This window comes from Prosthecobacter gellanilyticus (genome assembly GCF_007992435.1).
Lineage (GTDB): Bacteria > Verrucomicrobiota > Verrucomicrobiia > Verrucomicrobiales > Verrucomicrobiaceae > Prosthecobacter > Prosthecobacter gellanilyticus.
Genome location: NZ_BKAG01000068.1, coordinates 1 through 25,546 on the forward strand (window position 1 = coordinate 1; position 25,546 = coordinate 25,546).

Below are 25,546 nucleotides of genomic sequence, written 5' to 3' on the forward strand. Positions count from 1 at the left end.
ATGCTCTAGAACCTCTGGCGGCAGGCTGATGCGCTCTGATCAGGGCGCTTGGCCTGCAAAAACAAAAAGGCTGTCTGCAGAACAGACAGCCTTTGTGGTTGGAAATCGGTTGGAGTATCCCGACAACGAGCTTGGGGGGAACGATGGCTTAAGCTGCAGGAGCCTCAGCGCCAGCTTCCACGGGAGCCTTCGGCATCGTGAAGCGGAAACGGATCTTGCCACGCTTGGCAGCAGCACGGGCCTTGCGCTTGGTGCGCTCTTTCGGGGTTTCGTGAGCGCGGAGACGGCGAACTTCTTCGAAGATGCCTTCCATCTCGAGCTTGGTCTTGAGGCGCTTCAGAGCGCGGTCGATCGGCTCACCTTTGCGGATTTGGACTTCTGGCATATCAGGGGAAAGAGTGGGTTTGAAAAGGGGCCGCGATACTACGGCCCCAGCCTCTTCCGTCAACCAGAAAGATAACTGTTCGGAGGTACAAAGGAAAAGGCGGGAGGTACCCTCCTGGGCACCTCCCGCCTTTGAGGCCGGGCTGGTCAGCTTTCCCTGAGGGAAGCAGACCGGAAATGGGGGGATCTTACTTGTGGACGGTGTGGCAGGCCTTGCAGTTGATGGCCGTCTTGAATTCGGCCTGGCCCGCGGAGTCCTTGGACTGGATTTTCTTTACGGCCGTGATCACGGCGGAGGTTTTTTCCTTCCAGGAGACGTCGTCACCCTTCTTGGGCTTCGCACCGGACATTGCCTCATAGATTTTCAGCATCTCAGCCACCTCGGCATCACTGGCCGTGCCGCCGCTGACCTTCTTGCAAAGGGCGTCGTCAGGCTTGTGATACTTCTTCATGGCATTCGTGATCACTTCGTCGGCGAACACGGAGAGGGAACTGCCGAGGACAGCGAGGGCGACAATGGTGCGGAGGGAGCGATTCTTCATGGGTGAGTGAAGGGGGGGAGTGTGGGTGGGATGGATCTATAGAGAGGCCGAGGCGACTGGAATATTCCCAGCGCGCGCGGCGGTTCTGCCAAAAGCGACCGGCCATGTCACGAGGGGATTTCTTCCCTGCAACATGGCCGGATGGAGCGTCTTGAAAAACTGATTTCCGAAAGGGAAGCGCTGAGCGCGGAGGTGCCAGTGGCAAGGAAGGTGCGCCGCCTGCTATTAGGAAATAACAGGCAAGCGCCTGACGCAGCCAATGGCACCTCCCCGCCAGCGCTTTTCGGAAAGGAGTTTTGCGAGATGCTACCCTCAGCAAAAGACGTTCCCTACCACTTCAGATTTTTCAGGAAGCTCAGGCTGTTGGGGATCTGGTCCTCGGAGGTCGGGGACTCGTCCTCGATGAAGAAATGCTTCACGCCCACCTTCTGCGCGGCGGTGAAGATGGAGGGCCAGTTCATCTGGCCGGTGCCCAGGGTCACATCGTTCTTCACGTCCGTGCCGCCGCTGAGAGAGCCGGTGGCCACACCCTTCTTGAGGTCCTTCAGATGCATCAGCTTCCAGCGCGTGGGGTATTTTTCCAGCAGCGCGGCGGGATCCTGGCCCGGGAAGATCACCCAGAGCACGTCCATCTCGTAGCTCACAAACTCGGGCTTCGTGCCCTTGATCAGCACATCCATGAGCGTGCCGTCCGCATGCTTCTCGAACTCATAACCATGGCAGTGGTAGAAGAAGGTGATGCCTGCGGCAGCGAGGGCCTCGCCAGCCTTGTTGAAGGTGGCGATGGCGTCCTGGCACTCGGCCTCGTCAAAGCTCTCCTTGTGGTCGATCCAGGCACATCCAGCATATTTCAGGCCCAGGGTCTTGGCCTCGCTCACGACCTTGTCGAGATCCGTCTTCAGACGGCCATAAGGAAAGTGACCGCTCACCGGGATGAGGCCGCGCTGGTCGAGCTCCTTTTTAAACTCCTCTGGCGAGAGATTGTAAGTGCCGGCCAGCTCCACCTCCGTGATGCCAAAGGATTTTACACGATCCAGCGTCCAGGGCACGCCGCGCAGTTTGAACTGATTCCGCAGGCTGTAGAGCTGCAGGCCGGTCGTGCCGGTGAAGGCTCCATCTGCCAGGGCGCTGGCGGCCGTGGCGAGGACGAGGAAGAGTGAAAGGATGGTTTTCATGTGGGAGAGAAACTCTGTCAGGCCGGGGCGGAGGGCACAAGAAGGAATGACGAAACCCGAATGACGAATGTAGGATCTGGCCGCTCTCCGTTTTCATCATTCGTGATTCAAGCTTCGTCATTAAACCAAGCTTGCCATAACCAACCCGGTCCGCTGAAAATGCACCACCTCATGAATCATCGCCATTTCATCATGCTCGGGTTCTCGGCTCTGCTGCTGGCAGGCTGCGGCAAATCTGGACCGGAGGCCAAGCCGTCGCGCGGTGTCATCGCGGCCTCGCTGCTGACCTTGCAGAACCCGTTTTTCAAAGTCATCGGCGACAACATCGCCTCCGAAGCGCAGAAGCAGGGTTATGAAACACTTGTGGTTAGTGCGGACAATGATGTGGCACGCCAGAGCAACCAGGTGAAGGATTTCATCGTCAAGAAAGCTGCGGCCATCATCCTCAGCCCGGCGGATTCCAAGGCCATCGTGCCGGTGATCCAGGAGGCGAACGCGGCAGGCATCCCTGTCTTCACCGTGGACATTCCCTGCCAGGAGCCGGGCGTGAAGATCGTCACCCAGGTGGCCACGGATAATTTTGACGGTGGCAGGCAGGCTGCGAAAGCCATGATTGAGGCATTGGCGGGCAGGGGAGGGAAGATCGGCGTGCTGGACCTGAAGCAGGTGGAGTCCTGCATCCTGCGCGTGAAGGGTTTCAAGGAAGTGCTGGACCAGCACAACGCGACGGCAGCGGTGAAGATCGAGGTCGTCAGCGAGCTCGATGGCGGCGGTGCCAAGGACAAGGGCTACAAGGCCGCCGAAGACATGCTGCAGGCGCATCCGGACATGATCGGCATCTTCGCCATCAATGATCCCTCCGCGCTCGGCGCGCGTGGTGCTTTGGAAAAAGCTGGGCGCGCGGACAAGGTGGTCATCATCGGCTTCGACGGCCAGCCCGAGGGCAAGCAAGCCATCAAGGAAGGCAAGATCTATGCAGACCCCATCCAGTTTCCGGACAAGATGGGCCAGGAGGTGGTGAAAGCTTTCATCCAGCATCTCAAAGGGGCCGATGTGCCGCCGCAAATGCTGATACCGACGGAGTTGTATCGGAAGGCGGATGGTGAGAAAGATGCTTCCCTGAAGCAATGACCCTGAACTGGACCATCCTCAAAGCCGTCGGCCTTCTCGTGGCCTCTAATGTTTTCATGACCTTCGCGTGGTATGCGCATCTGAAGGACATGAAGGCCAAGCCCTGGTTCATCGCGGCCATGTTCAGTTGGGGCATCGCGTTCTTCGAATACGTGCTGCAGGTGCCGGCGAACCGCATCGGCAGCAACGCGCTCTCCCTGCCACAGCTCAAGATTCTGCAGGAGGTCATCACACTGACCGTGTTCGTGCCTTTCCTGATCTTCTACATGAAGCAGCAGTTCAAATGGGACTTCGTCTGGGCCGGTCTTTGCATGTGCGGAGCGGTGTATTTCATCTTCCGAAAATAGATTCAAGCTTATGCCTCTGGGTGATCTCATCGGTGAAGCCATCGGCGGCTTTTTCCGCTATGGCCTCGGGATCTTCTGGGAGGTCATTTGTTACCCCCTCGGCTACTGGACTCTGCGCCTTGTCACCTTCGGCCGCTATCAGCCGGATCTGGAGAATCATTGGTGCGGTTTGGTGGGGCTGGTGGTCTTCTTCTCCAGCATTGCGCTCGTCGGGTTGTTTTTTCGGTGACGTGTCATTGAAACACGCGCTGGCATTGCCGCAGGGACTCGGCATTCTCGCCGCATGACCCGAGAAGCTGCTGCCGAGATCTTTGAACGCATCGCCCTGTTGATGGAATTGAAGGGGGAGAACCCTTTCAAGATTCGTGCCTACAAAACAGGGGCGGAGGTGGTGGAGAGCTATGCCGGGGACATCATGCAACTGGCGCGGGACAACCAGCTCGCGGGCATCAAGGGCATCGGCGATGCGCTGCGCGACAAGCTGCATGAGATGGCATTGACCGGGAAGCTGGAGTTTTATGAGAAGCTCAAGGCGGAGTTTCCCGAAGGACTCTTCGCACTCTTTGATATCTCCGGTCTTGGGCCGAAAAAGATCGCCGCGCTGTATTCGAAGCTTGGGGTGGCCTCGCTGGCGGATTTGCGGCGTGTTTGTGAAAGCGGCGAGGCCGCGAAGATCAGCGGTTTTGGTGACAAGACGGTGGTGAAGATCCTCGAAGCCATCGCCTTCCGCGAGCAGCATGCATCAGTGTTCCGTCAGGATCAGGTGTATGGCCTTGTGCAGAGCATGCTGGAGCAGTTGCGCGCGCATCCATCGGTTTCGCGCGCGGAAGTCTGCGGCAGTTTCCGCCGTGGCAAGGAGACGGTGGGAGATCTCGATTTCTTGGTGGCCACGAAACGGCCTGAGGAGGTCATCGCGGACTTTGTGAAGCTGCCGGAGGTGAACAAGATCATCGCCCAGGGCGGCACCAAGGCCAGCGTGTATGCCACGAATGGTGTGCAGTGTGATCTGCGTGCGGTGAGCAGCGCGGAGTATCCGTTTGCGCTCAACTACTTCACCGGCAGCAAGGAGCACAATGTGGTGATGCGCCAGCGCGCGCTGGATCGCGGTCTTTCTCTGAACGAGTATGGCTTCAAGCCCTCGCAGGAAGGTGGCAGCGTGCCGGAAGAAGCGGCCGAGATTTACGAGGAGAAGGAGATCTATCGTTTGTTAGGCTTGGACTACATCGAGCCGGAACTGCGTGAAAACTCCGGTGAGTTTGATGCCTCTGAGAAAGGTCGTCTGCCGAAACTCATCGAGCTGGAGAACCTGCGCGGTGTCTTTCACAACCACACCACGGCCAGCGATGGCAAGGCCACGCTGCGTGAGATGGCCGAGGCGGCGATGGAGCTCGGTCTGCAATACCTCGGCATCGCGGATCACAGCAAGAGCAGCTTCCAGGCGAATGGTCTGGATGAGAAGCGCCTGCGCGCGCAGCTCGCCGAGATCCGCGAGCTGAATGCGGAGTATGCGGGGCAGTTCCGCATCTTCGCAGGCAGTGAGGTGGACATCCTGAAGGATGGCTCGCTGGACTTCGATGACGAGCTGCTGGCGGAGCTCGACTACTGCGTGGCCAGCGTGCATAACGTCTTCAACCTTCCCGAGGCCGAGATGACCGCGCGCATCATCCGCGCTATCGAGAATCCGCATGTCACTATGCTCGGGCATGTCACCGGCAGATTGCTGGCCCTGCGGCCATCCTATGCCGTGAATATCCCGGCCGTCATCGATGCTGCGGCAGCCACGAACACCATCATCGAGCTGAATGCCAGTGCCTGGCGCCTGGACATGGACTGGCGCTGGTGGCGTCTGGCGGCCGAGAAAGGCGTGAAATGCAGCATCAATCCCGATGCCCATAGCACCCGAGGCCTACAGGACGTCCTCCTCGGTGTCCGCGCCGCTCGTAAAGGCTGGCTGACCCGGAAAGACGTGATCAACTGCCTGCCTCTGGCGGAGGTGGAGGCGGCTCTGAGAGCCAAGGAGCGCTGAGTTTTCGCCTTTTTCGGGCGGCGTAGTCCCTTCGAAATGAGGCGCTTAGAATTCGAAACTAGACGATCGGTCAAGAATAATTGTTGACTGACCGTCTAGTATGGCTAGAAGTGCGAACATGGGACGCACCTCGGATGCCAAAGAAAGACTCCTCGAAGCCATGATCGAACTGATCTGGGCCGGGAGCTACCACAGCACGTCTGTGGACCAGATCTGCGAGAGGGCAGGGGTGAAGAAGGGCAGTTTCTACCACTTTTTTGAGTCGAAGACCGATCTAGCCCTGGCGGGAATCGATCACAGCTGGGCGGAGCATCGCAAGGAGCTCGACCAGACCTTTTCCCCGGTAAATCCGCCTCTGGAGCGCATTTGGCGCTGTTTTCGGGAATTCCGCGAGGAACAGGAAGAGATGAAGGCCAAGCACGGCCGAGTGCTCGGTTGCCCTATTCATACGCTCGGAGCGGAGGTCAGCACCATTGAGGACCGCCTGCGGGACAAACTGCAGGAGATCCTGGGCCAGTTCATCCGCTATTATGAGAGTGCCATCCGCGATGCCCACTTTCAGGGCATCATTGATGCACCCGACGCACCCGCCTTGGCACGTATCGTGTTTGCCTATGGGGAGGGGTTGCTGCTCCACGCCCGCATTTGGAATGACCTGAGCTACCTCGACGAGATGGAGGCGGGAGCCCGCCGCATCCTGCGCATCGACAAACCCGTGTGATTTCCTATTTCCCTGATTTTTAACCAACTAGTCAACTTTAACATCAGCCCCCCCCTGAAGCCCATGAACGCCTCCCGCCTTCTACCACTCGCCGCCCTGCTGCTCATCGCCTGCCATAAACCCGCTGGCGGTGATGCGCATGGTGGCGGCCAGATGCCCCCTGCATCGGTCACGCTCGCCCCTGTGGAGAAGCGTGAGTTGGTGGAGTGGGAGGAGTTCACCGGGCGTGTCGAAGCCTTGGAAACGGTGGAACTCCGTCCGCGCGTGGCCGGTTACATCACGGAGGTGCATTTCCAGGCCGGCGCCCTGGTGAAGAAGGGGGACATCCTCTTCACCATCGACCAGCGCCCCTTCCAGACCAAGCTGCGTGCCGCCAAGGCCGAGGTCGCCCGTGCTGAAGCCAGCTCCCAGGCCAGCAAGCGTGAGTTTGACCGTGTGTCCTCACTCCTCGCGGCCAAGGCCATCGCTCCAGAGCAGGGTGAAACTCGCGAATCCATGTACAAGCAGGGTCTTGCCGCCCTCGAATCTGCGCAAGCCGCCGAGCACAGCGCCGAGATCGAGATGGAGCACACGGAAGTGAAGGCTCCCATCTCCGGCCGCATCAGCCGCGCCATCACCACGACAGGGAACTTTGTCACCGCCGGGACCACGATCCTGACCAGCATTGTGACCATTGATCCGGTGTATGTGTATGCAGACATCGATGAAAACAGCCTGCTCAAGCTGCAGGCCCTGAAGCGGGATAACAAACTGTTCACCAATGGTGACAACAAGGTGCCTGTGGAGCTCCAGCTTTCCAATGAGTCTGACTTCCCGCACAAAGGCTACATCGAGTCCTTCGACAACCGCCTGGATGCCGGCACGGGCAGCATGGTCTTGCGTGTGGAGTTCCCGAACAGCGATGGCACGCTCACCCCAGGTCTGTTTGCCCGCATCCGCCTGCCCATGACCGGCAAGTATCCCGCACTGCTGGTGGATGAGAAAAGCATCCTCACTGACCAGGCGAACAAATATGTGCTCGGCGTGGACGAATCCAAGTCTCCTGCCATCTCCGTCTACAAGCAGGTCGTGCTCGGACCGGTGATCGATGGCAAGCGCATCATCCGCAGCGGTCTGGCCGACGGAGACAAAATCATCATCAACGGCCAGGCCCGCCTGCCGCAGCCCGGCATGCCCGTGGCGCCCATGGCCGCCGCGGCTGAGAAGCCCAAGGAAACAGCAGCGAAGTAAGAAACGCGGACCTCTCTCTCCTCCGCCTAACAAGGGACACTCATACCTACTCCCGAAGGGACCCTCATGAACTTTTCCTCCTTCTTTATCACCCGACCGATCTTCGCGGGCGTGCTTTCGCTGCTCACGTTCATCCTCGGAGCGATCTCTCTCTTCCAGTTGCCGATCTCGGAATATCCCGAGGTGGCACCACCCACGGTCATCGTGACCGCGACCTATCCAGGCGCGAACCCGAAGACCATTGCTGAGACCGTCGCCTCCCCTCTGGAGCAGACGATCAACGGGGTGGAAAACATGCTCTACATGTCGTCCCAGAGCACCGCGAACGGGGTGATGACGCTGACGGTGACCTTCAAGATCGGCACCGAACTCGACCTGGCCCAGGTGCAGGTCCAGAACCGCGTCTCCCAGGTGCTGCCAAAACTGCCTGAGGAGGTGCGCCGCTTTGGTGTCACTACCGTGAAGTCTTCCCCAGACATGACGCTGGTGGTGCACCTTCTCTCGCCTAACGATCGATACGACGAAATCTACCTGCGCAACTATGCCACGCTGAATGTGAAGGACGAGCTGACCCGCCTCACCGGTGTCGGCCAGGTGCAGATCTTCGGCGGTGGTGAGTATGCCATGCGCATCTGGATCGACCCGGACAAGGCTGCTGCACGTGGCCTGACCTCCAGTGATGTGGTGAATGCCATCCGCGAGCAGAACATCCAGGTGGCTGCGGGCACCATCGGCCAGCAGCCGGTGAAGGGTGCGCCGTTTGAACTGACGGTGAATGCCAAGGGCCGTCTCCTCAGCGAGGAAGAGTTTGAGCAGATCATCGTCAAAACCGGCCCGAATGGTGAGAAGCTTCGTCTGCGTGATGTCGCTCGTGCGGAGATGGGCTCCGGTGACTACTCGCTGCGCAGCCTGCTGAATAACAAAAAGGCTGTCGGCATGGGCGTGTTCCAGCTTCCGGGGTCAAACGCGCTCGCTGTGTCGCAGGCCGTCCGTGATCGCATGGTCGAGCTGAAGGCCAAGATGCCGGAAGGCGTGGACTATGCCATCGCCTATGACCCCACCGTTTTCGTGGAGAAGTCCATCGATGCCGTCATTCATACGCTGATCGAGGCCATTCTGCTGGTGGTGCTCGTGGTGGTCATCTTCCTTCAGACCTGGCGCGCCTCGCTCATTCCTCTCGCGGCGGTTCCTGTCTCGCTTGTCGGCACCTTTGCCGTCATGCATATGCTCGGCTTCTCGATCAACAACCTGAGCTTGTTCGGTCTCGTGTTAGCCATCGGTATCGTCGTGGATGATGCCATCGTGGTCGTGGAGAATGTCGAGCGTAACATTCGCAACGGCTTGAAGCCTCTCGAGGCCACGCATCAAGCCATGAAGGAAGTGACGGGACCCATCATCGCGACGGCGCTGGTGCTTTGCGCGGTGTTCATTCCCACGGCTTTTATCAGCGGTCTCAGCGGCCAGTTCTACAAGCAGTTCGCCGTCACCATTGCCATCTCGACGGTCATCTCGGCCATCAACTCGCTCACGCTTTCTCCGGCGCTTTCCGCGCTGCTGCTGAAGGGGCATCATGACAAGAAGGACCTGCTGACCAAGGCCATGGATATGCTGCTGGGCTGGTTCTTCCGTCCCTTCAACCGCTTCTTCGACTGGTCGTCGAATGTGTATGTCGGCATCGTGAAGCGCACGATTCGTCTGAGCATCATCGCACTCATGATCTATGGCGGTCTCGTGTGGGCCACCTACAAGGGTTTCCAGATCGTGCCGGATGGTTTCGTGCCTGGCCAGGACAAGCAGTACCTCGTCGGCTTTGCGCAGCTTCCGGAAGGTTCATCTCTGGACCGCACCGAGGATGTGATGCGCAAGATGTCCCAGATCTCCATGGATCATCCAGGGGTGAAGGACGCCATCGCCTTCCCGGGCCTGTCCATCCAGGGCTTCACCATCAGTCCGAACGCGGGCATCGTGTTTGTGGGTCTCGATAACTTCGAGGACCGAACCACACCTGAGTTGAGCGGTGGTGCCATCGCCGGTGCGCTGAATGCCAAGTTTGCCCAAATCCAGGACGCCATGGTCATGGTCTTCCCGCCGCCGCCGGTGAACGGCATCGGCTCCACGGGTGGCTTCAAGCTCATGGTGGAAGATCGTCAGAACCTTGGTTATGCCGAGCTTTACAAGGCCACGCAGGGGCTTGTCGGCGCTGCTTATGGCACGCAGAAACTTACTCAGGTTTACTCCGGCTACACGGTCAACGTGCCACAGCTTGAAGCAGACGTGGATCGTGAGAAGGCGAAAGCCCAGGGGGTGCCTCTGTCGAACCTCTTCGAGACCTTGCAGATCAATCTCGGCAGCCTTTACGTGAACGACTTCAATCGCTTTGGCCGCACCTATCAGGTGGTGGCCCAGGCCGAGCAGCAGTTCCGCGACGAGAGCAGTGACATCACCAAGCTGAAGACGCGCAATTTGGCGGGTGAGATGGTCCCGGTGGGCTCTCTTGTGAAGGTGAAGGAAGGCTTCGGTCCTGACCGCGTCACGCATTACAACGGCTACCTCGCTGCCGACTTCAACGGTGCTCCCCTGCCGCCGCTGAGTTCTGGCCAGGCTGAAGATCTGATCTCGAAACTGGCGAAGGATGTGCTGCCTTCCGGCTTTGAGTTCGAGTGGACCGACCTGACCTATCAGAAGATCATCGCGGGCAACACGGCGGTGTTCATTTACCCGCTCTGCATCCTGCTCGTCTTCATGGTCCTGGCCGCGCAGTATGAAAGCCTGCGTCTGCCGCTGGCCATCATCTTGATTGTGCCGCTGTGCTTGCTGTTCGCTCTGGCGGGTGTGCACTTCACCGGTGGCGATAACAATATCTTCACTCAAATCGGCTTCATCGTCTTGATCGGCCTGGCTTGTAAAAACGCCATCCTCATCGTGGAGTTCGCCAAGGAGAAATCTGATCATGGCCTGCCTCCGATGGAAGCCGCCCTCGAAGCCTGCCGCCTGCGTCTTCGTCCGATTCTGATGACCTCCATCGCTTTCATCGCGGGTGTGTATCCTCTCGTGGTTTCCACCGGTGCCGGTGCTGAAATGCGCCGCGCCATGGGCACCGCCGTGTTCAGCGGCATGATCGGCGTGACCCTGCTCGGTCTCTTCCTCACCCCGGTGTTCTATGTGCTCGTCATGAAGCTCGGCCGCCAAAAGAAAGCCGCGCCCGTGGCCACCACCCCGGAAGCTCCTGCCTCAGCCCTCCCAGCCTCCCACTGATCTCCCGTCATGCGCACCTTCCTCTTCCTTGCCCTCACGACTGCGGCCACGGCCCAGGTCGGCCCTAACTATGAGCGTCCCGCCACGGCATCTCCGCCCAAGTTCAAGGGCGTGACCTGGCGCGCGGCCAACCCCTCCTCCCATCTGCCGAAAGGCGAATGGTGGAAGGTGTTCCGTGATCCAAAGCTCAATGAGCTCGAGACCACCGCCACATTAAACAACCAGCAGCTCAAGGCCGCCATCGCGCGCTTTGACCAGGCTCGTGCCACGGCGCGCATCTCGCGTGGGGATTTCTTCCCGACTCTGGGCAGCACTCTGACGGCGGAGCAGCAGAGGACCTCGGGCAACATGCCTTCGGCCTTTCCTCTGCATGGTCTGCGCTATGACGGTGAAGCCCTCAATGCTCTGGCCGACTTCTCCTGGGAACTGGATCTCTGGGGCAAGATCCGCCGCAGTGTGGAGTCTGACCGCGCCACTGCTGCCGGTGCCGCTGATGCTGTGCATAATGTCTTGTTAGGCATCCAGGCCGAGGTGGCCTCCAATTACTTCCAGCTTCGTGCTCTCGATGCCGAGATGCGTGTGGTGCGCCAGGCCGTGAGCTGGCGTGGTGAGGCACTGAAGATCGCGACCGCCCGTGTGAAAGCCGGTGCTGGCAGCGAGCTTGAGCAGGCGCAGTCGGAGACTGAAGTGGCCAGTGCTGAAGCGGAGATTTCATCACTTCAAGCCAAGCGCGACCAGCTTGAAAACGTGCTCGCCATCCTCATTGGTGCGAACGCGGCTAGTTTTAAACTGCCTGTGAATGGCAGCGACCTCCGCTCGCCTCCAAGCCTGCCTGCCGGCGTGCCAACGGACCTTCTGGAGCGTCGCCCGGACATCTCACAGGCGGAGCGACAGCTCGCTGCGGCCACGGCCAAGATCGGTGTGGCGAAGGCGATGTTCTTCCCGAGCCTGAAGCTCTCCGGGAATGGTGGTTTCCAGAGTGGTGACATCGACATTCTTTTCGAGCCTACCTCGCTGCTGTGGAGCCTCGGGCCAAAGCTGACGATCCCGATTTTTTCGGGTAACAAAAACCGTTTCAACCTCTCCCGCTCCAAGTCCATTCATGACGAGGCGCTGGCAGGTTATCGTCAGGCCTTTCTTGCCGCGGTGGCAGATGTGGAAACGAGTCTCTCGCAGATCCGCAACTATGCCACGCAGGCCGGCAGTCAGCAGCGTGCGCGCACCAGTGCTGAGAAGGCCTCCAGTCTGGCCCACACTCGCTACGAGGCAGGCACGAGCCCTTACCTGGATGTGATCGAAGCGAACCGCACGGCTCTGACCATTCAACGCTCAAGCATTCAAATCGCCGGCCAGCGGAATATTTCCACGGTGAACCTCATCAAAGCTATCGGCGGTGGTTGGGACCAGGCTGAGCCTGTGACCGTTCCCGAGGTGGTGCCTGATCCGGCGGCTCGTGCGGATCTGGACAAGCCTGGGTTCTTCTCGCGGCTCTTCGGTCGTAAATCGTAAAAGACATAACTGACCCGAAACGCGCTGAGCGTGGAGGTGTCAGTGGCAAGGAAAGTGCGCTGCCTGCTATTGGGAGATAAAGGGTAAGCAGCTTACACCGCCACTGACACCTCGGCGCTCAGCGCTTTCTTGTGTTTAGAAGGGATCCGTCTTGTCCTTCTCCTTTGATCTCGAAGTCAGGAAGTCGACGATGGTTTCGGCGAGCGTGCGGCTGATGCCTGACACCTTAGCGGCGATGTCCTCAGCGCTGGCTTTGCGCAGTCGTGCCACAGAGCCAAAGGCTTTGAGCAGAGCCGCCTTGCGGTTCTGGCTGACGCCGGGGCAGTCATCCAGCAGGCTCTCCTCCACGCGGCGGCCTAACAGTAGTTGATGATAGCCATTCGCCCAGCGGTGGGCTTCATCACGGATGCGCTGGAGCAGCTTCAGCGCGCCGCGATCATGCGGGATCTTCACGGATTCGGACTCTCCTGGAAAGAAGACTTCTTCCTCCTGCTTCGCCAGACCCACGATGGGCAGTCCGCCGAGTCCGAGCTTCTGCAATTCATCCACCGCCATGCCGAGCTGGCCTTTGCCACCATCCACAATCACGAGGTCGGGCAAACGTACAAAAGGCTTCTGCTTGCCGCCTTCGTCCTTCGTCATTCGTGCTTCGTCATTCCCAAGCCTCTCCATCGCTTCCAAGGGTGACTCCTGGCTGAAGTCTGCTTCATCCGCACCGACCGCCTCGCGACCTTCTTTGAGAATGCGCGAGAAGCGTCGGCGGATCACTTCTGCCATGCTGACGAAGTCGTTCTGCCCGCTCACGGAGCGGATGCGATAGCGGCGATAGTTCGAATTGTCCGGTACACCATTTTTAAAGCGCACCATGCTGGCCACGCAGTGCGCGGTGCCGATGTTCGCGATGTCAAAGCACTCCATCACCAGCGGGGGCTTCTCGAGCCCGAGCTCTTCCTGAAGCTCCTTCACGTCCGCCATGGGATCGATGGTGGACATGACCTTGGCACGGGCGCCGCGCTCGAAGGTGCGCTTCGGCGCCAGCGTTTTGCGCATGCTTTCGATCATGTCGCGCAGCTCGGCGGCACGCTCGAAGTCGAGCTTGGCCGCGGCCTTCTGCATCTCCTCTTCCAGCACGCCGGTGAGGTCCCGCGTGCCCTTGCCTTCCAGCAGCTTGCAAGCCTCCTCCATGCGTTGCTTGTACTCCTCCGGTGTCACGCGGCCGATGCAGGGCGCACTGCAGTTCTTGATGATGTCGTTGGAGCAGTGCTTGTAGTCGTGCTCGCCTGGCCGGATAGGGTGGCAGACGCGCAGACCATACTGTTTGTTCAGCCAGTTCAGCGTGGTGCGCAGGGCACCGCTGTGGGCAAAAGGGCCGAAGTAGCGGGCGGCGTCATCGCGCTTCATCCGCGTGAGAGTGAAGCGCGGGAAATCATCCTGAAGGTTCACACGGACGAGCAGGAAGCGTTTGTCGTCCCGGAAGCTGATGTTGTACTTCGGACGGAACTCTTTGATGAGCTTGCCCTCGAGCAGCAGGGACTCCGGCTCGTTACGCACCTGGTGGAACTCAAAGTCCCAGATGCTGGCGATCAGTGCGCGGGTCTTGCGGTCGGCCAGCTTCGAGCGGGCCGGGGTGAAGTAGTTGCTCAGGCGCTTCCGCAGGTCGCGGGCCTTGCCCACATAGATGACGCTGCCCAGGCGGTCCCGCATCACGTAGACCCCGGGCGTGTGCGGCACATCGCGCAGCTTCGCCATGAGGTCGGGTTTGTTACGGGGGGAGGCCATGGGTGGGTGGTCAGAGGCACTATTTCACTGCTTTGAGATCGCTGCCAAACCTAATCCTGGCCGCTTCTGTGCTTCCTTTGTCAAGGTTGTAGAATTTGGCCCTTTGGTGGCGTATCTTCTCTCCCCCCAAATGATTACCTCTCGTCGTCAATTTCTCCGCGGCACCGGCGTGGCGCTCGGCCTGCCGTGGCTGGAGTCCATCTGTGCCTTCGGTGCTGGATCTGTGAAGAACAGCAGCGCGCCGCGTCGGCTGGCCGTGTGCTTCACCGGCAACGGCGTGAACCCGCATCATTGGGGTGCCTCCATGGGCGCGAACGGCATGGAGTTCATGAAGACGCTGAGTCCGCTGGAAGGGCTGAAGAAACATGTGAACGTCTTCAAAGGTCTGTGGAACCCGACGACGGTGGAGGGCGAGGGTGGTCATTACCCCAAGATGAACGTTTTGTGCGGCCTGAAGGTGAAGAAAACCACCACGGATGTGGAGGTCGGCACCACGATGGACCAGCTCATCGCCGCGCATACGGGCAAGTTCACGCCAGTGCCCAGCGTGGTGCTCGGCACAGAGCGCCCGAGCTACAGCACGGACAGTGGATTCACCTCTATCTACTCGGCGTACATTTCCTGGAGCACGCCCACCACTCCGGCGCCGAAGGAGATCTTCCCGCAGCAGGCCTTTGACCAGCTCTTTGACGATGGCAGCCGCCGCAAGCGCGACAAGAGCATCCTCGACCTAGTGCTGGAAGATGCCGGCAGCCTGAAGCCGAAGCTCAGCACGCGTGACAAGCAGAAGCTGGATGAATATCTGACCTCCGTTCGCGAGATCGAGCAGCGTGTGGAACTGGCGGAGAAGATCAGCCAGGCCGAGACCAACGGCCAGGGCTGGATGCCCACCATCAAAACGCCGACGATCGGGCGCCCGGCGGCGGGCATCCCTGCGAGCAGCGAGGATCACCTGCGCCTCATGTTTGACATCATGCTGCTGGCCTTCCAGATGGACCGCACGCGCGTGGCCACCTTCATGATGAACAACGACCTTTCGAACATGCGCTTCCCGAGCCTCGATGGCATCAGTGGCGGCATCCATGAGCTGTCCCATCATGCGAATGACGAGCACCGTTTGGACATGTATCAGCGCGTGAACCAGCACCAAGTAAAGCTCTGGGCCGAGTTCCTGGCCAAGATGCAGGCCACCAATGAAGGTGAGCGCACCCTGCTGGAAAACAGCATGATCGTGCTCACCAGCAGCCTCTTCGATGGCAATGCCCACGACTCACGCCAGCTCCCTCTCGTCCTCGCCGGCGGCGGTGGCGGCACCATCCAGGGCGGCCGTTACCACGACCTCAGCAAGGATCCTAACCGCAAGATGTGCCGTCTCCACATCTCCCTCATGGACCGCATGGGCGTGAAGACGAGCCACTTCGGTGATGCGGAGAATGCGCTGGTGATTTGAGGGGCTGACTCGGTCAAGAGTATCAAGGCAATGCTGCCTTGGTTGATCGTGCTCAAGCTTCGTCGGCTGAAGGGTCGAATGGTTTGTTAAACCTGGGGCCTCGTTCACCGCCGTAGGTTTCGCGAAGGTATTCATCGCGTTCGCTTTTCGTGCGCCGGATGTTCTTCGGCGCCACAAGATTCCCCAGCCGCCGCCGCTCCGCGCGGCCAGCCTGCCACTGGTCCCATGTCCAGGTGCGTTCAGGGCTGGCTTTGAGCTTTGACGGTGTCATGGGAGTATCATCGATTTAAAATGAGCTTCTGCCAACTACGCTGATCAGCAACCGCAAGTTCTCGCGTGCCTTGGCTTCGTATCGATCCTGAGCCCAAGGGGTGAGGTAGATGTGTTCGCGGCTCAGAAAGCTGGTGAGGATTTCGGGGCGCTTCTCGCGGTAGACGGGTTCGGGGACCCAGGCGTATTCCTGGCGGATCTGCTGCTCGTATTCCTGCACTCGTTCGGGCGATTGAGCGAAGATGGTTAGGTCAATGTCGATGATCCAGGCATCATCCGGGCCTTCGCCGGGCTGATGGGATTTGGTGAGCATGATGAGGCGGGAGATCTCGCGCGAGGTTTCGCTGTCTCCCAAGGCTTCCACGGCCATCTGGGCGCTCAGCGTCTCATTGTCGCTGGCTTGTGGATCATACACGGCATCGTGAAACCACAGGGCCATCTCGATCAGGTCCGGCTTCTGCATCAATCCACATGCTTTGGCCTCATCAAAGGCAAGCAAGCATTCGTTGAGATGCTGGAGAGTGTGATAGGCTCGCTGCGGCTCTTGATAGGCGGTGATGAGTTTCGCATGCCAGGCCTCGGCATCGCCATGGATCGCGATGCGGTTCCAGAGTATCTGCCAGTGCTCGAAGCTGGTTCTCATCACTTGGACAAGATGCTGCCAGCCTGCGTGAGCACCACGGCAGTCACGGCTTGGGTCACTTGGGTGAGGAAGTCGTAGTCGAGCGTGTCCGGTGTGTCCGTGCGGGAGTGATAGTGCGGATTCCGAAACTCGGAGGTGTCTGTCCACATGATGGACGGGATGCCTGCTTTCCAAAAGGGCGCGTGATCGCTGCGATGAAGCACCGGGAAATACTTCTCAAGACCTAGCAACACCTCGACGCCATAGGCGGGCAGTTGCGGGCGTTCGGTGCGAATGGTCTGCAAGGCAGTCTTCATGGCGGCTGCACCATGACGGTTGGTCAGCAGCCCGATGAAATCACCGCGATCAGGCAGACTGATGGGCAATCCAGGCGGAATCATCTGCGAGCCAGGAGCGCTGCTGGCGTAGCCGACCATCTCGAGCACGTGCGCGCATTCAACTCGGTATCCTGTGTTAGGCAGATGGCGAGCCACCCAGTCCTGGCTGCCGAGAAGACCGTCCTCCTCACCGTTGAAGGCCACAAACACTACGGGCAGTTCTGGAAGGAACTCCGCGCACATCTTGGCGCAGCCGAGCATGGCGGCCACGGCACTGCCGTTGTCGTCTGCGCCGGGAGTGGTTGGCACGCTGTCATAGTGCGCGCCGACGACGAGGACCTTGTCTGCCACGACTGGTGGCTGAGCGATCACGTTCCGGAACTCGCCTTGGAACTGGACGTCGTAATCCCAGTCGCTGAACTCCTTCGCCAGCCACTCGGCCACGGCTGCGTTCGCCTCGGGATTGGCCGCCATGTGGCGTGGGATGGAGATCCTCTCCACCCAGCCTCGCAGCATGGCCGGTGTGATGGTGGCGAAGAGTTCCTGAAGCAGAGTGCTGGGAACTCCTGCTTTGAGACGGCTGGCCTTTCGAATGAGCATGACGATGTGCAGCAGCGCTGGGGTTGGTCAGCCACACTGTGCACAGGAGCGGGGGCCTGTCATTTGAGTTCGCCGCTACTTCATCCGCACTCTCACCAGCAGGTCGTTGATGGCTGAGCGGGTGGCTTCGCTGGGGATCTCGCGGAGAGTGGAGGCGGCTTGGGCGGCTTCAAGCTCGGCGCGGAGGCGCTCAAACTCGCCGCGATGGAAGGCGAGGTCGGCATCGTCAAGCGTGGACTGCTCAGGGCCGCCGAGCTTGCGGGCGATGAGGTCCGGGATGTAGGGAAGGCGGAAACTTTCGTTCAGAGTGACGAGGTTGGCTTCCACCTCGCCGGTCCGCATCATCCAGATGCCAGTCAGCAGCACACGATAGACATACAGGAGCGGCTTCACACGCGGCGGGGTTTCTTGGGAGAAGAGCTTCCACTGGGTCTCGACGAAGCCAAAGTAGTGATGCGCATGGTTGCGGGTCACGCAGCCCTTCGCGATCTCCTTGAGCTCGGCATGCTCGGGAGTGGTGTGGACGATGAGGGGCGAGGTGAGCTGCTCCAGCACGTAGCCATTCTTCTTCAGCAGCAGGTTGAAGAACTTTTTCACGTCATGGCTGACGATGTCCATCTCTAGGCCTTCGATGATGCGCTCATCTTCCACGGTTTCATCCCGTGCATCCAGCCCCAGCACCATCGGCAGAGGCAGCACATGCGCACCGCGCAGATCAAAGTCTGAGTCCGGGGAAGGGAAGCCATACAAGTGTGCGCCGCTGATCGTGGCAAAAAGCAGAGGATACGGCTGCGCAGCTGTGATGCGGTGGAGGCGTGGGTCGATGATCATGCGGAACGGGAATGAGGCTTGAATTGGGAGGTGAGTTTCCGCTAAGACAGGTGCCATGAAAAGATCATCCTTTCTCCTTTCCCTCGCCTCCCTGCTGTCGACACGCTGGGCCGGAGCCTGCGCATGGGATCGCGATACGGTGATCGTGGAGTCTCGACTTCGCAAAGAAGCGAGCGGACGGTTTGACATCGTGGCTGCGATCTTGGGCTACTTTGATCGCAATCCGCCGCTGTATTACGAGATGCGGCATCAGCGCATGGAGAAGGAATCCATGTCTGCCTCGGATAATCTTTCCTTGTATGATGATGGCGGTGTCGCTGCTGACAGACTCGGGAAGTCAGATCTCGCGATCCAATGGATGCAACGCAAGAAGATACGTATGCAACTGCAAGGGGACAAGGCCACGAAGGAAGACCGCTATCGCTACTATGCCAACCTCGGCACCTTCCATGCTCACAAGTGGGTGAAGCAGCCCGAGCCTTTTCGGGATCGCGCAGAGTTGCAAAAGGCCATTGAGGCGATCAATGCAGCCTTGCAGGTGAATCCCGAGGGGCACTTCAGCCGGGAGATCTACCAGATGGTATTACTCGACTGGTTTAACGATCAGTCGGACAATCCTGATGCACCTGGTTCGCAATGGCCGCTCGGACGCTTCTTTGGCATGGCTGATGCCATGGAGAAGGCGCTGAATCGAAAGCAGGACATTTTGGGTCGGTGCGAGGGGCTTGCTGGGCTGGTCACTCTTGGTGCCGCATGGCAGTCTCCCGATGTGTTTATCTTGATCACAAATGGTCTGCATACGGTGGGTAAATACGGCATTGCGGAGCTGGCATCTTTGCGAGCGCAGGAGATTCTCGCCACTGGGCGCAAGCCATTCTACCCGGTCATGCCCGTCGATCCCGAGGAGTGGACGACAGACAAGGGTGTTCGAACACCTGAAGGATTGATGCGCCGTAAAAATGAAGTCTTGTCTGAACAGGACAGGCTCAAAACCCGTCAGTTCTTTGAGAGTGCCCGCAAAGCGGTGGAGTCACGCCAATCACAACGGACGTCGTTCATGATGAGCAAGCTTGAGAAGGGGCAGCATCCGGACACACATGCGGACTTCTGGTCTGGTTGGGCAGAGCCAGCGATACCACAGTATCCTGACTGAGTTTCACCAAGGGAAGCGGCCCGTCATCGGTCAGTCCGCATGGCGTCCTTCCTGGCACGAACGAGAAACTCATTCGCCGCTTCGTAGTCAGGCCTCTCCGGAAGTTTTGTCTCCATGAGGGCTTGCTCGAAATCGCGGTGGAGTTCCTGCCGCCAGGCATCGACTTGGGGCCAGGTGAGTTCGCCGCGTTTGACGGCGAGGAGTTCATCGCGGCGGCTGCCGACGTGCACGGGCACCCGGCCTTCGCGGAGGGTGGCGGCACCGGTCATGAGGAGACGGAGGAGATGCATGGCGTGCTTCCAGCGCACCTGGCCCTGGTTGCGGAGGTCTTGCTCGATCTTCTTGAACTGGCTGAGGGCGTAGCCGTTGAAGGTCTGGAAGATCATCTGGGACAGGAAGCGGTCGCGGATGGCGAGGAGTTGCTCGGCGATTGGTGTGCACTTTTCCACCAGTGGTGAGTAGAGGCACTCGAGGATGTTCGGGTTGGCCTTCAGAGCCATGACGAGAAACTTCTGCAGCTCCCAGTAGCAGCTTTGCGTTGCGTTGTCCTCGAACTGCTCCGGTGCGCCATACAGCGACCAGTGCAGCTCAGCGGGAGCGAGGTAGATGCCGCGCAGGTCGGTGTCTGAACTGTCTGTCTCGAGACCATAGGCGCGCGAGCCCACGATGCAGCGGTAGATGACATGCTGCTCCAGATCAAAGTCGGGAGTGCCTGTGGGATCCAAGCGGTCCTTGAAGAGTTTCAACACTTCAAACTGATCCGTCAGCAGCGAGGCTTCAAAGCCATCCGGAAAGCGCACAAGGTAGTGCTGCTCGTGTCCGCAAGGCGTGCGCGTGATGATGCCCACGGCTCCGCGTGGATGAACGAGGGCGTTGTTGCTGCCATGCACGCCGACCTTGGTGACGATCTGCGTGCCGGCGTGAATGTTTTGCGGCTGGTGGGACATGCGTGACTCGACGAACGAGTCGAGTCACTGTGGCAAGCAAGGTATTCACTGCCAGTCCAAGCCTAGATTTTTAACCGCAGATAGCGCAGAGGGCACAGATGGATCAATCCTTCTGGCCCCACACGCGTGGTGTTTTGAAGCCGGTAGGCACGGGGGCGCTTTTGGGGGCGATGGCTTGCTTGGCGTATTCGTCGAGCTTGGCGCGGAGCTCGGTGACTTTGGCGGGGTTGGCGGAGGCGAGGTTGTTCTTTTCGTTAGGGTCTTCGGCGATGTTGAAGAGCTCTTCACGTGGACCTTTGGCGGCTTTCTTCTGGCCCTTTTTCTTCTTCACCTTGCCGGTAGGGGAGAAGCCGTCCTCGGTGTCGGGCATGTCACCGCCAATGATGAGTTTCCAGTCACCCATGCGGATGGCGCCGCCGGTGGGGGTGGTGTTGAGGAGGATGGCGTCATGAGGTGATGCGGCGCCTTCAGTGATGGCGGGCCAGGCATCGCGACCATCCAGCGGGAGTTTTTGATCGGTGGTGACACCGGCGAGCTTTAGCAGGGTGGGATACCAGTCGACCATGTGCAGGGCGGCGTTCACCTTGCCACCTGCGGTGATCTTGCCATCCCAGGTGGCAAAGGCGACGACGCGGGTGCCGCCTTCATAGAGCGTGGCTTTGCCAGCGCGCAGAGGACCGTTGTCGGTGACCTTGCCGGGGTTAGGGCCGCCGTTGTCACTGGAGAAGATGAAGAGCGTGTCCTTGCGCATGCCGGCTTCATCAATGGCGGCAGCGATCTGACCGACGGCCTCGTCCATGGCAGCGAGCATGCCAGCGTATTTCTGGCGGTCGCCTTTCAGGCTGCCGTAAGGGGCGAGATAGCTGTCAGGCACCTGATGAGGGCTGTGAACAGCATTGAAGGGCACGTAAAGGAAGAGCGGCTTGGCTTTGTCGTGCTCGCGGATGATGCGTGCAGATTCGCGGGCGATGAGATGGGTGGAGTAACCTTCATCGTGGTTCTCCTGGTCGTTTTTATGCCAGTCGAAACCGCCATCGCGGATGTGGGTGAAGTAGTCGAGCGCGCCGTTGTAGTGGCCGTACTGATGATCAAAGCCGCGCTGGGTGGGCACATAACTGCGCTCGAAGTGACCGAGGTGCCATTTGCCGACGAGGGCGGTTTCATAGCCGCCTTCCTTCAAAGCTTGCGGCAATGTTCGTTCGTCCAGCGGCAGGCCGTATTCAGCCCAGGGGCGCACGACGCCGACCTGCAGGCCGTGGCGCATGGGATAGCGGCCCGTGATGAGCGCGGCGCGAGTGGGCGAGCACACGGGCTGGACGTAAAATTGATCCAGGATGGATCCGGCCTTGGCGAGTTTGTCCAGATGCGGAGTTTGAATCTCTTTGCCTCCCATAAAGCCGCAGTCGGCACGGCCGAGGTCGTCAGCGAGCATGAAGACAATGTGCGGGCGGGAGGGCTCGGCGAGGGCCGAGGCGGCAAACATCAGGAAGAGTGCTGAGAAAAGGGTAGGGTTCATGACGGAGCTGCTGAAACGAAGCGGAAGCGCCTCTCTTGCCGAAGCTTGGTGAGAAATAATTTACAAATTATTCTATTATTTGTTATGCCCGAATTTGCTTGGTGTTCCGTACATCCACAGATAGAAGCGCCTACAAGGCTGATGTGAGCAGCCGTTTGCCGGACAGCACACTCCTGGAGGAATGACCACTTATGAAAAAGGTACCGCACAACAGCGTCGAAGCATTGGAACCCCGCCTTGCGCCTGCCGGCGTTATTGCGCTCACAACGAATGACACGCTGATCTCCTTTGATTCGGCCACTCCCGCCAGTACCTCGACCACGGTCATCACCGGGATCCTGGCCACGGAGAATGTGGTGGGCATCGACTTTCGTCCGGCCACAGGGGAGCTCTATGCCCTGGTCATCAATGAAGTGGCAGGAGCCAACAATGACGAAGGACGGATCTACAAGATCATTCCCTCCACGGGGGCGGCCACACGGGTGGATAACACGCCTTTCTTCAGTGCTTTCACAGGTGCCGAGGAGTTTGCCTTTGACTTCAATCCTGCCGCTGACCGGATCCGCATCACCACGGACCTGGATCAAAACTTCCGCGTCAATCCCAACAATGGTGCCCTGGCAGGCACGGATACGACTCTGAGCCCAGGCAGTTCTGCGATCGTGGGAGTGGCCTACACCAACAACGTGGAAGGAGCGACGGCGACCACACTCTACGGCATTGATAGCGTCACGGACTCGCTGATCCTGATTGGCAGTGTGAACGGCACTCCGAATTCACCCAATGGAGGGTTGGTGACGAATGTCGGCGCTTTAGGCTTTGATGTCTCCAGTTCCAAGGTCGGTTTCGATATTTCGGCCCGTGCCGGAGCCTTCGCCGTTTTCGAAAGCGGCGGCATCAGCAGTCTCTACTCCATCAATCTGACGACCGGGGCCGCCACGCTGGTCGGCGCTGTGGGTGACGGGACTCGGGCTATCCAGGGAATCTCAGTCGCACCTCCGAATGACCTGACCATCGTCAATGCCACCACGGCCACTTATACGGATCTGGATGGGGACAAGGTGACCATCCAGATCACCGGCGCGGCAGCGGGTGCTTCTTTGGGCGTTGATGATTTCAGCTTCCTGATTGGTGCCAATGGATCCCAGCTTCGTCTGCTGAATCTTGGCGATGACGGCCAGGAATGGGCGCGTGCCAACATCACCATCACTGCCGTTCCTGTGGCTGGCAAAGGGGACTCGTTTGCAAACATCGGCCACATCAATGCCTCGGGCGTGGATCTGGGCAAAGTCAGCATTAATGGTGACCTGGGGCGGATTGATGCTGGGCAGATGGGTAATGCGATCCCGGGTCTGGCCTCTCTCACGGTGCAGTCCATGGGAGCCTTCAGCGGCACCCAGCTTCCGAATGCCAGCAGCACGGTGAGCAATATCCTGGGCAAGCTCGGGGGGCTGACAGTGAAGTCAGATTTCATGAATTCCCAGATCTCCGTGTTGGGGGCTGATGGTTCCATCACCTCCATTCTCATCGGTGGTAATCTGGATGCACGTACGGCGACGGGTGCTGCCGGGATCGCTTCGTCTCAGGCCATGGGCAGCGTGACGATCAATGGTTCCATCTATGGCGGCAGCGTGCTCGCTGCGGGCGGTATCTACTCTGCAACCACCATGGGAAATGTCACCGTGGGTGGATCGCTTTATGGAGGAACCTTTGATGAAACGGGCTACATCGCCAGCGCGGGAATCATGGGCAATGTCCTCGTCAAAGGCAGCATCGTGGGCGGCACCCAATATGACACAGGTTACATTGCTGGTTATGCTGGCATGGGCAACGTCACCTTGAAAGGCTCCCTCCTCGGTGGTGCCGTGGTACATGGCCCCACAGATGATTTTTCGGGCTGCCTTTACACGGATGGCAAGATGGGAGCCCTCGTCATCGGGGGGAACATGATCGGTTCCAATGGCGACTCCTCAGGCAGTGTCTATGCGGCTGGTGGCATCAAATCCGTGCTGGTCAGCGGTTCCATCAAAGCGGGCAGCGGACCGTTTAGCGGCGCTTACAGTGGCTCCATCGTCGTCAGGGCCGGCGGCATGGGCAATGTGACCATCGGCGGTGATCTGACCGGCGGCTTCGGCTCCTACTCCGGCTCGTTGGTGAGCCTTGCTGATGGTAGTATTGCCAATGTGACCATCGGAGGTTCGGTGACTGGTCAAGGCAACCTTCCCACCGGCATCATCTCGGACAACCAGATCGGCGCCATCAAGATCACCGGAGAAGTTTCCGGGGCCCGCATTTCTGCGGAAGGTGGAGCTGGCAGTCCGGCGGCGTTGTTGGCTATCAAGAGCCTCAGCGTGGGGCAGGATGTGAACAATTCCCGAATTCTCGCCGGGCACGACACGACCCTGGGTCCCGTGGCCACCAACCCTGCGGCCACGCTAGGTCAGGTGACGGTGGGCGGAGACTGGATCCTCAGCACGATGAAAGCGGGTGCCATGGGCACCATTAGCATCAAGGGCAACCTGGATGGCCGTGGCACGATCTTTTCCAACGGCATCTTCTCTTTGGGCACCATGGGAAATCTTTCCATTGGCGGTAATCTTTACGGCGGCACAAACGCTGAGACCGGTAAGGTGGATGCCGACGGGGCCATGGGCACCATCACCATTGGTGGCTCGATCTATGGCGGCGGAGGCACCAATGCGGGCGCGATCGAGGCGGGCGGCATCATGGGCAATGTGCTGGTCAAAGGCAGTGTTTACGGTGGCACGGACAGCCGCACAGGGCACATTACCTCTTTAGGCCACATGGGCAGTGTCACGATCAAAGGGTCCATCATCGGAGGGACCGTGGTGGATCCTGGCACGGATTTTGGCTCCGGCCAGATTCGCTCAGCTGCGAATATGGGGGCGGCCGTCATCGGCGGCAGCTTGATCGGTGGCAATGGCGAGAGTTCAGGCGCTGTTTCTGCCTCAGGCATCCTCAAGTCCGTGGTCGTCAATGGCGATGTCAAAGGCACTGCCAGTGCCTACAGTGGTTCCATCCAGGGAGACAAGGGCATCGGCAGTGTTTCCATTCTGGGGGACCTCGTCGCGGGTGCTGGACTCAGGTCGGGCAGCATCCTGACCACGGATGCAACCGGCAGCATTGGCAATGTCACCATCGGAGGTTCCTTGACCGGTGGCCATGCCCTCACCGGCATCATGTCTCAAAACCAACTGGGTGCGGTCAAGATCATTGGCGGCATGGTTGGCGGGCGCATCTCGGCGCAGGGGGGGCTGGATGCGGCCACGTCTGTCCTGGCAGGCGGCATCAAGAGCATCTCTATCGGCGGAACGATGCAGAATGCGCAGATCCTGAGCGGCTACGCCGTCAACGGTGCTCCCAGCAACCCAGACGCCAGCATCGGCGCGGTGACGGTGGGTGGCAACTTCATCGCCAGCAGCATTGTCGCCGGATCCATTACCAATGTGGACGGCCAGTTTGGCTCGGCTGATGATGTGAAGATTTTTGAGGCAGCAGCGGACACTGTTTTCTCCTCCATTGCCTCGGTCACCATCAAAGGTTATGCCTCAGGCACTGCCGCTGCCAGTGATCACTACGGCATCGTGGCAGAGAAGATTGGCACAGTGAAGGTGGGGGCGGCCAGTTTCGTGCTCGCCGCTGGCACCGACACGGCCGGCCATCTGATCGGCACCAGCAACGACCTCCGCGTGCGGGAGG

General features: G+C 59.5%; 21 protein-coding genes. 11 read left to right on the forward strand and 10 right to left on the reverse strand.

The window, feature by feature from the left end; translation table 11 throughout:
• Positions 1–148: 148 nt before the first annotated feature.
• The 3 genes from rpsU to BGE01nite_RS26485 all read right to left on the reverse strand — a co-directional run bounded on the left by rpsU (position 149) and on the right by BGE01nite_RS26485 (position 2,101).
• The gene (gene rpsU / locus BGE01nite_RS26475; protein WP_146855531.1) at positions 149–385 is read right to left on the reverse strand and encodes a 30S ribosomal protein S21; all 237 of its coding nucleotides are present in this window, start codon (positions 383–385) and stop codon (positions 149–151) included.
• 187 nt (positions 386–572) lie between these two features.
• Complete coding sequence (locus tag BGE01nite_RS26480; RefSeq protein WP_146855533.1) at positions 573–926, reverse strand: hypothetical protein; 354 nt, start codon at positions 924–926, stop codon at positions 573–575.
• Between the two features lie 329 nt (positions 927–1,255).
• Entirely contained in the window at positions 1,256–2,101 is an 846-nt protein-coding gene (locus BGE01nite_RS26485; protein ID WP_146855534.1) for a sugar phosphate isomerase/epimerase family protein, read from the reverse strand.
• Between the two features lie 171 nt (positions 2,102–2,272).
• Between BGE01nite_RS26485 and BGE01nite_RS26490 the strand changes: the two genes are divergently transcribed.
• The 8 genes from BGE01nite_RS26490 to BGE01nite_RS26525 all read left to right on the forward strand — a co-directional run bounded on the left by BGE01nite_RS26490 (position 2,273) and on the right by BGE01nite_RS26525 (position 12,320).
• Positions 2,273–3,232 carry a substrate-binding domain-containing protein gene (locus BGE01nite_RS26490; protein ID WP_218033106.1) on the forward strand — a complete coding sequence of 320 codons (960 nt, stop codon included), beginning with the start codon at positions 2,273–2,275 and terminating at the stop codon, positions 3,230–3,232.
• Complete coding sequence (locus BGE01nite_RS26495) at positions 3,229–3,579, forward strand: DMT family protein (protein ID WP_146855538.1); 351 nt, start codon at positions 3,229–3,231, stop codon at positions 3,577–3,579. Before BGE01nite_RS26490 ends, BGE01nite_RS26495 begins: the two co-directional genes overlap by 4 nt.
• A 10-nt stretch (positions 3,580–3,589) precedes the next feature.
• Entirely contained in the window at positions 3,590–3,808 is a 219-nt protein-coding gene (locus tag BGE01nite_RS26500) for a hypothetical protein (protein ID WP_146855540.1), read from the forward strand.
• 54 nt (positions 3,809–3,862) lie between these two features.
• A complete protein-coding gene (gene polX / locus BGE01nite_RS26505; RefSeq protein WP_146855542.1) occupies positions 3,863–5,605 on the forward strand; it encodes a DNA polymerase/3'-5' exonuclease PolX in 1,743 nt (580 codons plus the stop codon).
• A gap of 118 nt (positions 5,606–5,723) precedes the next feature.
• The gene (locus tag BGE01nite_RS26510; RefSeq protein ID WP_146855544.1) at positions 5,724–6,326 is read left to right on the forward strand and encodes a TetR/AcrR family transcriptional regulator; all 603 of its coding nucleotides are present in this window, start codon (positions 5,724–5,726) and stop codon (positions 6,324–6,326) included.
• A 63-nt stretch (positions 6,327–6,389) separates the two neighbouring features.
• Positions 6,390–7,556, forward strand: a complete 1,167-nt coding sequence (locus BGE01nite_RS26515) for an efflux RND transporter periplasmic adaptor subunit (protein ID WP_146855545.1) — start codon at positions 6,390–6,392, stop codon at positions 7,554–7,556.
• A gap of 66 nt (positions 7,557–7,622) precedes the next feature.
• Complete coding sequence (locus tag BGE01nite_RS26520; RefSeq protein ID WP_146855546.1) at positions 7,623–10,811, forward strand: efflux RND transporter permease subunit; 3,189 nt, start codon at positions 7,623–7,625, stop codon at positions 10,809–10,811.
• A gap of 9 nt (positions 10,812–10,820) precedes the next feature.
• A complete protein-coding gene (locus BGE01nite_RS26525; protein ID WP_146855548.1) occupies positions 10,821–12,320 on the forward strand; it encodes an efflux transporter outer membrane subunit in 1,500 nt (499 codons plus the stop codon).
• A 135-nt stretch (positions 12,321–12,455) separates the two neighbouring features.
• Here the strand turns inward: BGE01nite_RS26525 and BGE01nite_RS26530 are convergent, their stop codons facing one another.
• Positions 12,456–14,099 (reverse strand): excinuclease ABC subunit UvrC, encoded by a 1,644-nt coding sequence (locus BGE01nite_RS26530; protein ID WP_146855550.1) that lies wholly within the window; start codon positions 14,097–14,099, stop codon positions 12,456–12,458.
• A 130-nt stretch (positions 14,100–14,229) separates the two neighbouring features.
• Here BGE01nite_RS26530 and BGE01nite_RS26535 point away from each other — a divergent pair, with 130 nt between their 5' ends.
• On the forward strand, positions 14,230–15,549 hold the full coding sequence (locus BGE01nite_RS26535) for a DUF1552 domain-containing protein (protein ID WP_146855552.1): 1,320 nt from the start codon (positions 14,230–14,232) through the stop codon (positions 15,547–15,549).
• A gap of 52 nt (positions 15,550–15,601) precedes the next feature.
• Here the strand turns inward: BGE01nite_RS26535 and BGE01nite_RS26540 are convergent, their stop codons facing one another.
• From BGE01nite_RS26540 to BGE01nite_RS26555, 4 genes are all read right to left on the reverse strand, one after another.
• Positions 15,602–15,820 carry a hypothetical protein gene (locus BGE01nite_RS26540; RefSeq protein ID WP_146855554.1) on the reverse strand — a complete coding sequence of 73 codons (219 nt, stop codon included), beginning with the start codon at positions 15,818–15,820 and terminating at the stop codon, positions 15,602–15,604.
• Between the two features lie 15 nt (positions 15,821–15,835).
• The gene (locus BGE01nite_RS26545) at positions 15,836–16,462 is read right to left on the reverse strand and encodes an HD domain-containing protein (protein WP_146855557.1); all 627 of its coding nucleotides are present in this window, start codon (positions 16,460–16,462) and stop codon (positions 15,836–15,838) included.
• Complete coding sequence (locus BGE01nite_RS26550) at positions 16,462–17,379, reverse strand: M28 family peptidase (RefSeq protein WP_146855558.1); 918 nt, start codon at positions 17,377–17,379, stop codon at positions 16,462–16,464. Before BGE01nite_RS26550 ends, BGE01nite_RS26545 begins: the two co-directional genes overlap by 1 nt.
• 75 nt (positions 17,380–17,454) lie before the next feature.
• Positions 17,455–18,210 (reverse strand): nucleotidyltransferase domain-containing protein, encoded by a 756-nt coding sequence (locus tag BGE01nite_RS26555; RefSeq protein ID WP_146855560.1) that lies wholly within the window; start codon positions 18,208–18,210, stop codon positions 17,455–17,457.
• A gap of 190 nt (positions 18,211–18,400) precedes the next feature.
• Between BGE01nite_RS26555 and BGE01nite_RS26560 the strand changes: the two genes are divergently transcribed.
• On the forward strand, positions 18,401–19,363 hold the full coding sequence (locus tag BGE01nite_RS26560) for a hypothetical protein (protein ID WP_146855562.1): 963 nt from the start codon (positions 18,401–18,403) through the stop codon (positions 19,361–19,363).
• A gap of 23 nt (positions 19,364–19,386) precedes the next feature.
• On the opposite strand, the gene BGE01nite_RS26565 is transcribed toward BGE01nite_RS26560, so the two are convergent.
• Together BGE01nite_RS26565 and BGE01nite_RS26570 are read right to left on the reverse strand one after the other, a co-directional pair.
• A complete protein-coding gene (locus BGE01nite_RS26565; RefSeq protein WP_146855564.1) occupies positions 19,387–20,310 on the reverse strand; it encodes a nucleotidyltransferase domain-containing protein in 924 nt (307 codons plus the stop codon).
• Between the two features lie 103 nt (positions 20,311–20,413).
• Positions 20,414–21,826, reverse strand: coding sequence for an arylsulfatase B (locus BGE01nite_RS26570; protein ID WP_146855566.1), 1,413 nt, complete (start codon positions 21,824–21,826; stop codon positions 20,414–20,416).
• A 191-nt stretch (positions 21,827–22,017) separates the two neighbouring features.
• Here BGE01nite_RS26570 and BGE01nite_RS26575 point away from each other — a divergent pair.
• The coding region (locus tag BGE01nite_RS26575; protein WP_146855568.1) for a DUF4394 domain-containing protein at positions 22,018–25,546 on the forward strand (3,529 nt) is incomplete at its 3' end.

Coding starts and splice junctions, on each gene's coding strand:
- BGE01nite_RS26530 (WP_146855550.1), bottom strand. CDS start 14,099: ATGGCCTCCCCCCGTAACAAACCCGACCTCATGGCGAAGCTGCGCGAT.
- BGE01nite_RS26570 (WP_146855566.1), bottom strand. CDS start 21,826: ATGAACCCTACCCTTTTCTCAGCACTCTTCCTGATGTTTGCCGCCTCG.
- BGE01nite_RS26510 (WP_146855544.1), top strand. CDS start 5,724: ATGGGACGCACCTCGGATGCCAAAGAAAGACTCCTCGAAGCCATGATC.
- BGE01nite_RS26535 (WP_146855552.1), top strand. CDS start 14,230: ATGATTACCTCTCGTCGTCAATTTCTCCGCGGCACCGGCGTGGCGCTC.
- BGE01nite_RS26540 (WP_146855554.1), bottom strand. CDS start 15,820: ATGACACCGTCAAAGCTCAAAGCCAGCCCTGAACGCACCTGGACATGG.
- rpsU (WP_146855531.1), bottom strand. CDS start 385: ATGCCAGAAGTCCAAATCCGCAAAGGTGAGCCGATCGACCGCGCTCTG.
- polX (WP_146855542.1), top strand. CDS start 3,863: ATGACCCGAGAAGCTGCTGCCGAGATCTTTGAACGCATCGCCCTGTTG.
- BGE01nite_RS26555 (WP_146855560.1), bottom strand. CDS start 18,210: ATGATCATCGACCCACGCCTCCACCGCATCACAGCTGCGCAGCCGTAT.
- BGE01nite_RS26565 (WP_146855564.1), bottom strand. CDS start 20,310: ATGTCCCACCAGCCGCAAAACATTCACGCCGGCACGCAGATCGTCACC.
- BGE01nite_RS26490 (WP_218033106.1), top strand. CDS start 2,273: ATGAATCATCGCCATTTCATCATGCTCGGGTTCTCGGCTCTGCTGCTG.
- BGE01nite_RS26480 (WP_146855533.1), bottom strand. CDS start 926: ATGAAGAATCGCTCCCTCCGCACCATTGTCGCCCTCGCTGTCCTCGGC.
- BGE01nite_RS26545 (WP_146855557.1), bottom strand. CDS start 16,462: ATGAGAACCAGCTTCGAGCACTGGCAGATACTCTGGAACCGCATCGCG.
- BGE01nite_RS26495 (WP_146855538.1), top strand. CDS start 3,229: ATGACCCTGAACTGGACCATCCTCAAAGCCGTCGGCCTTCTCGTGGCC.
- BGE01nite_RS26525 (WP_146855548.1), top strand. CDS start 10,821: ATGCGCACCTTCCTCTTCCTTGCCCTCACGACTGCGGCCACGGCCCAG.
- BGE01nite_RS26520 (WP_146855546.1), top strand. CDS start 7,623: ATGAACTTTTCCTCCTTCTTTATCACCCGACCGATCTTCGCGGGCGTG.
- BGE01nite_RS26515 (WP_146855545.1), top strand. CDS start 6,390: ATGAACGCCTCCCGCCTTCTACCACTCGCCGCCCTGCTGCTCATCGCC.
- BGE01nite_RS26485 (WP_146855534.1), bottom strand. CDS start 2,101: ATGAAAACCATCCTTTCACTCTTCCTCGTCCTCGCCACGGCCGCCAGC.
- BGE01nite_RS26500 (WP_146855540.1), top strand. CDS start 3,590: ATGCCTCTGGGTGATCTCATCGGTGAAGCCATCGGCGGCTTTTTCCGC.
- BGE01nite_RS26550 (WP_146855558.1), bottom strand. CDS start 17,379: ATGCTCATTCGAAAGGCCAGCCGTCTCAAAGCAGGAGTTCCCAGCACT.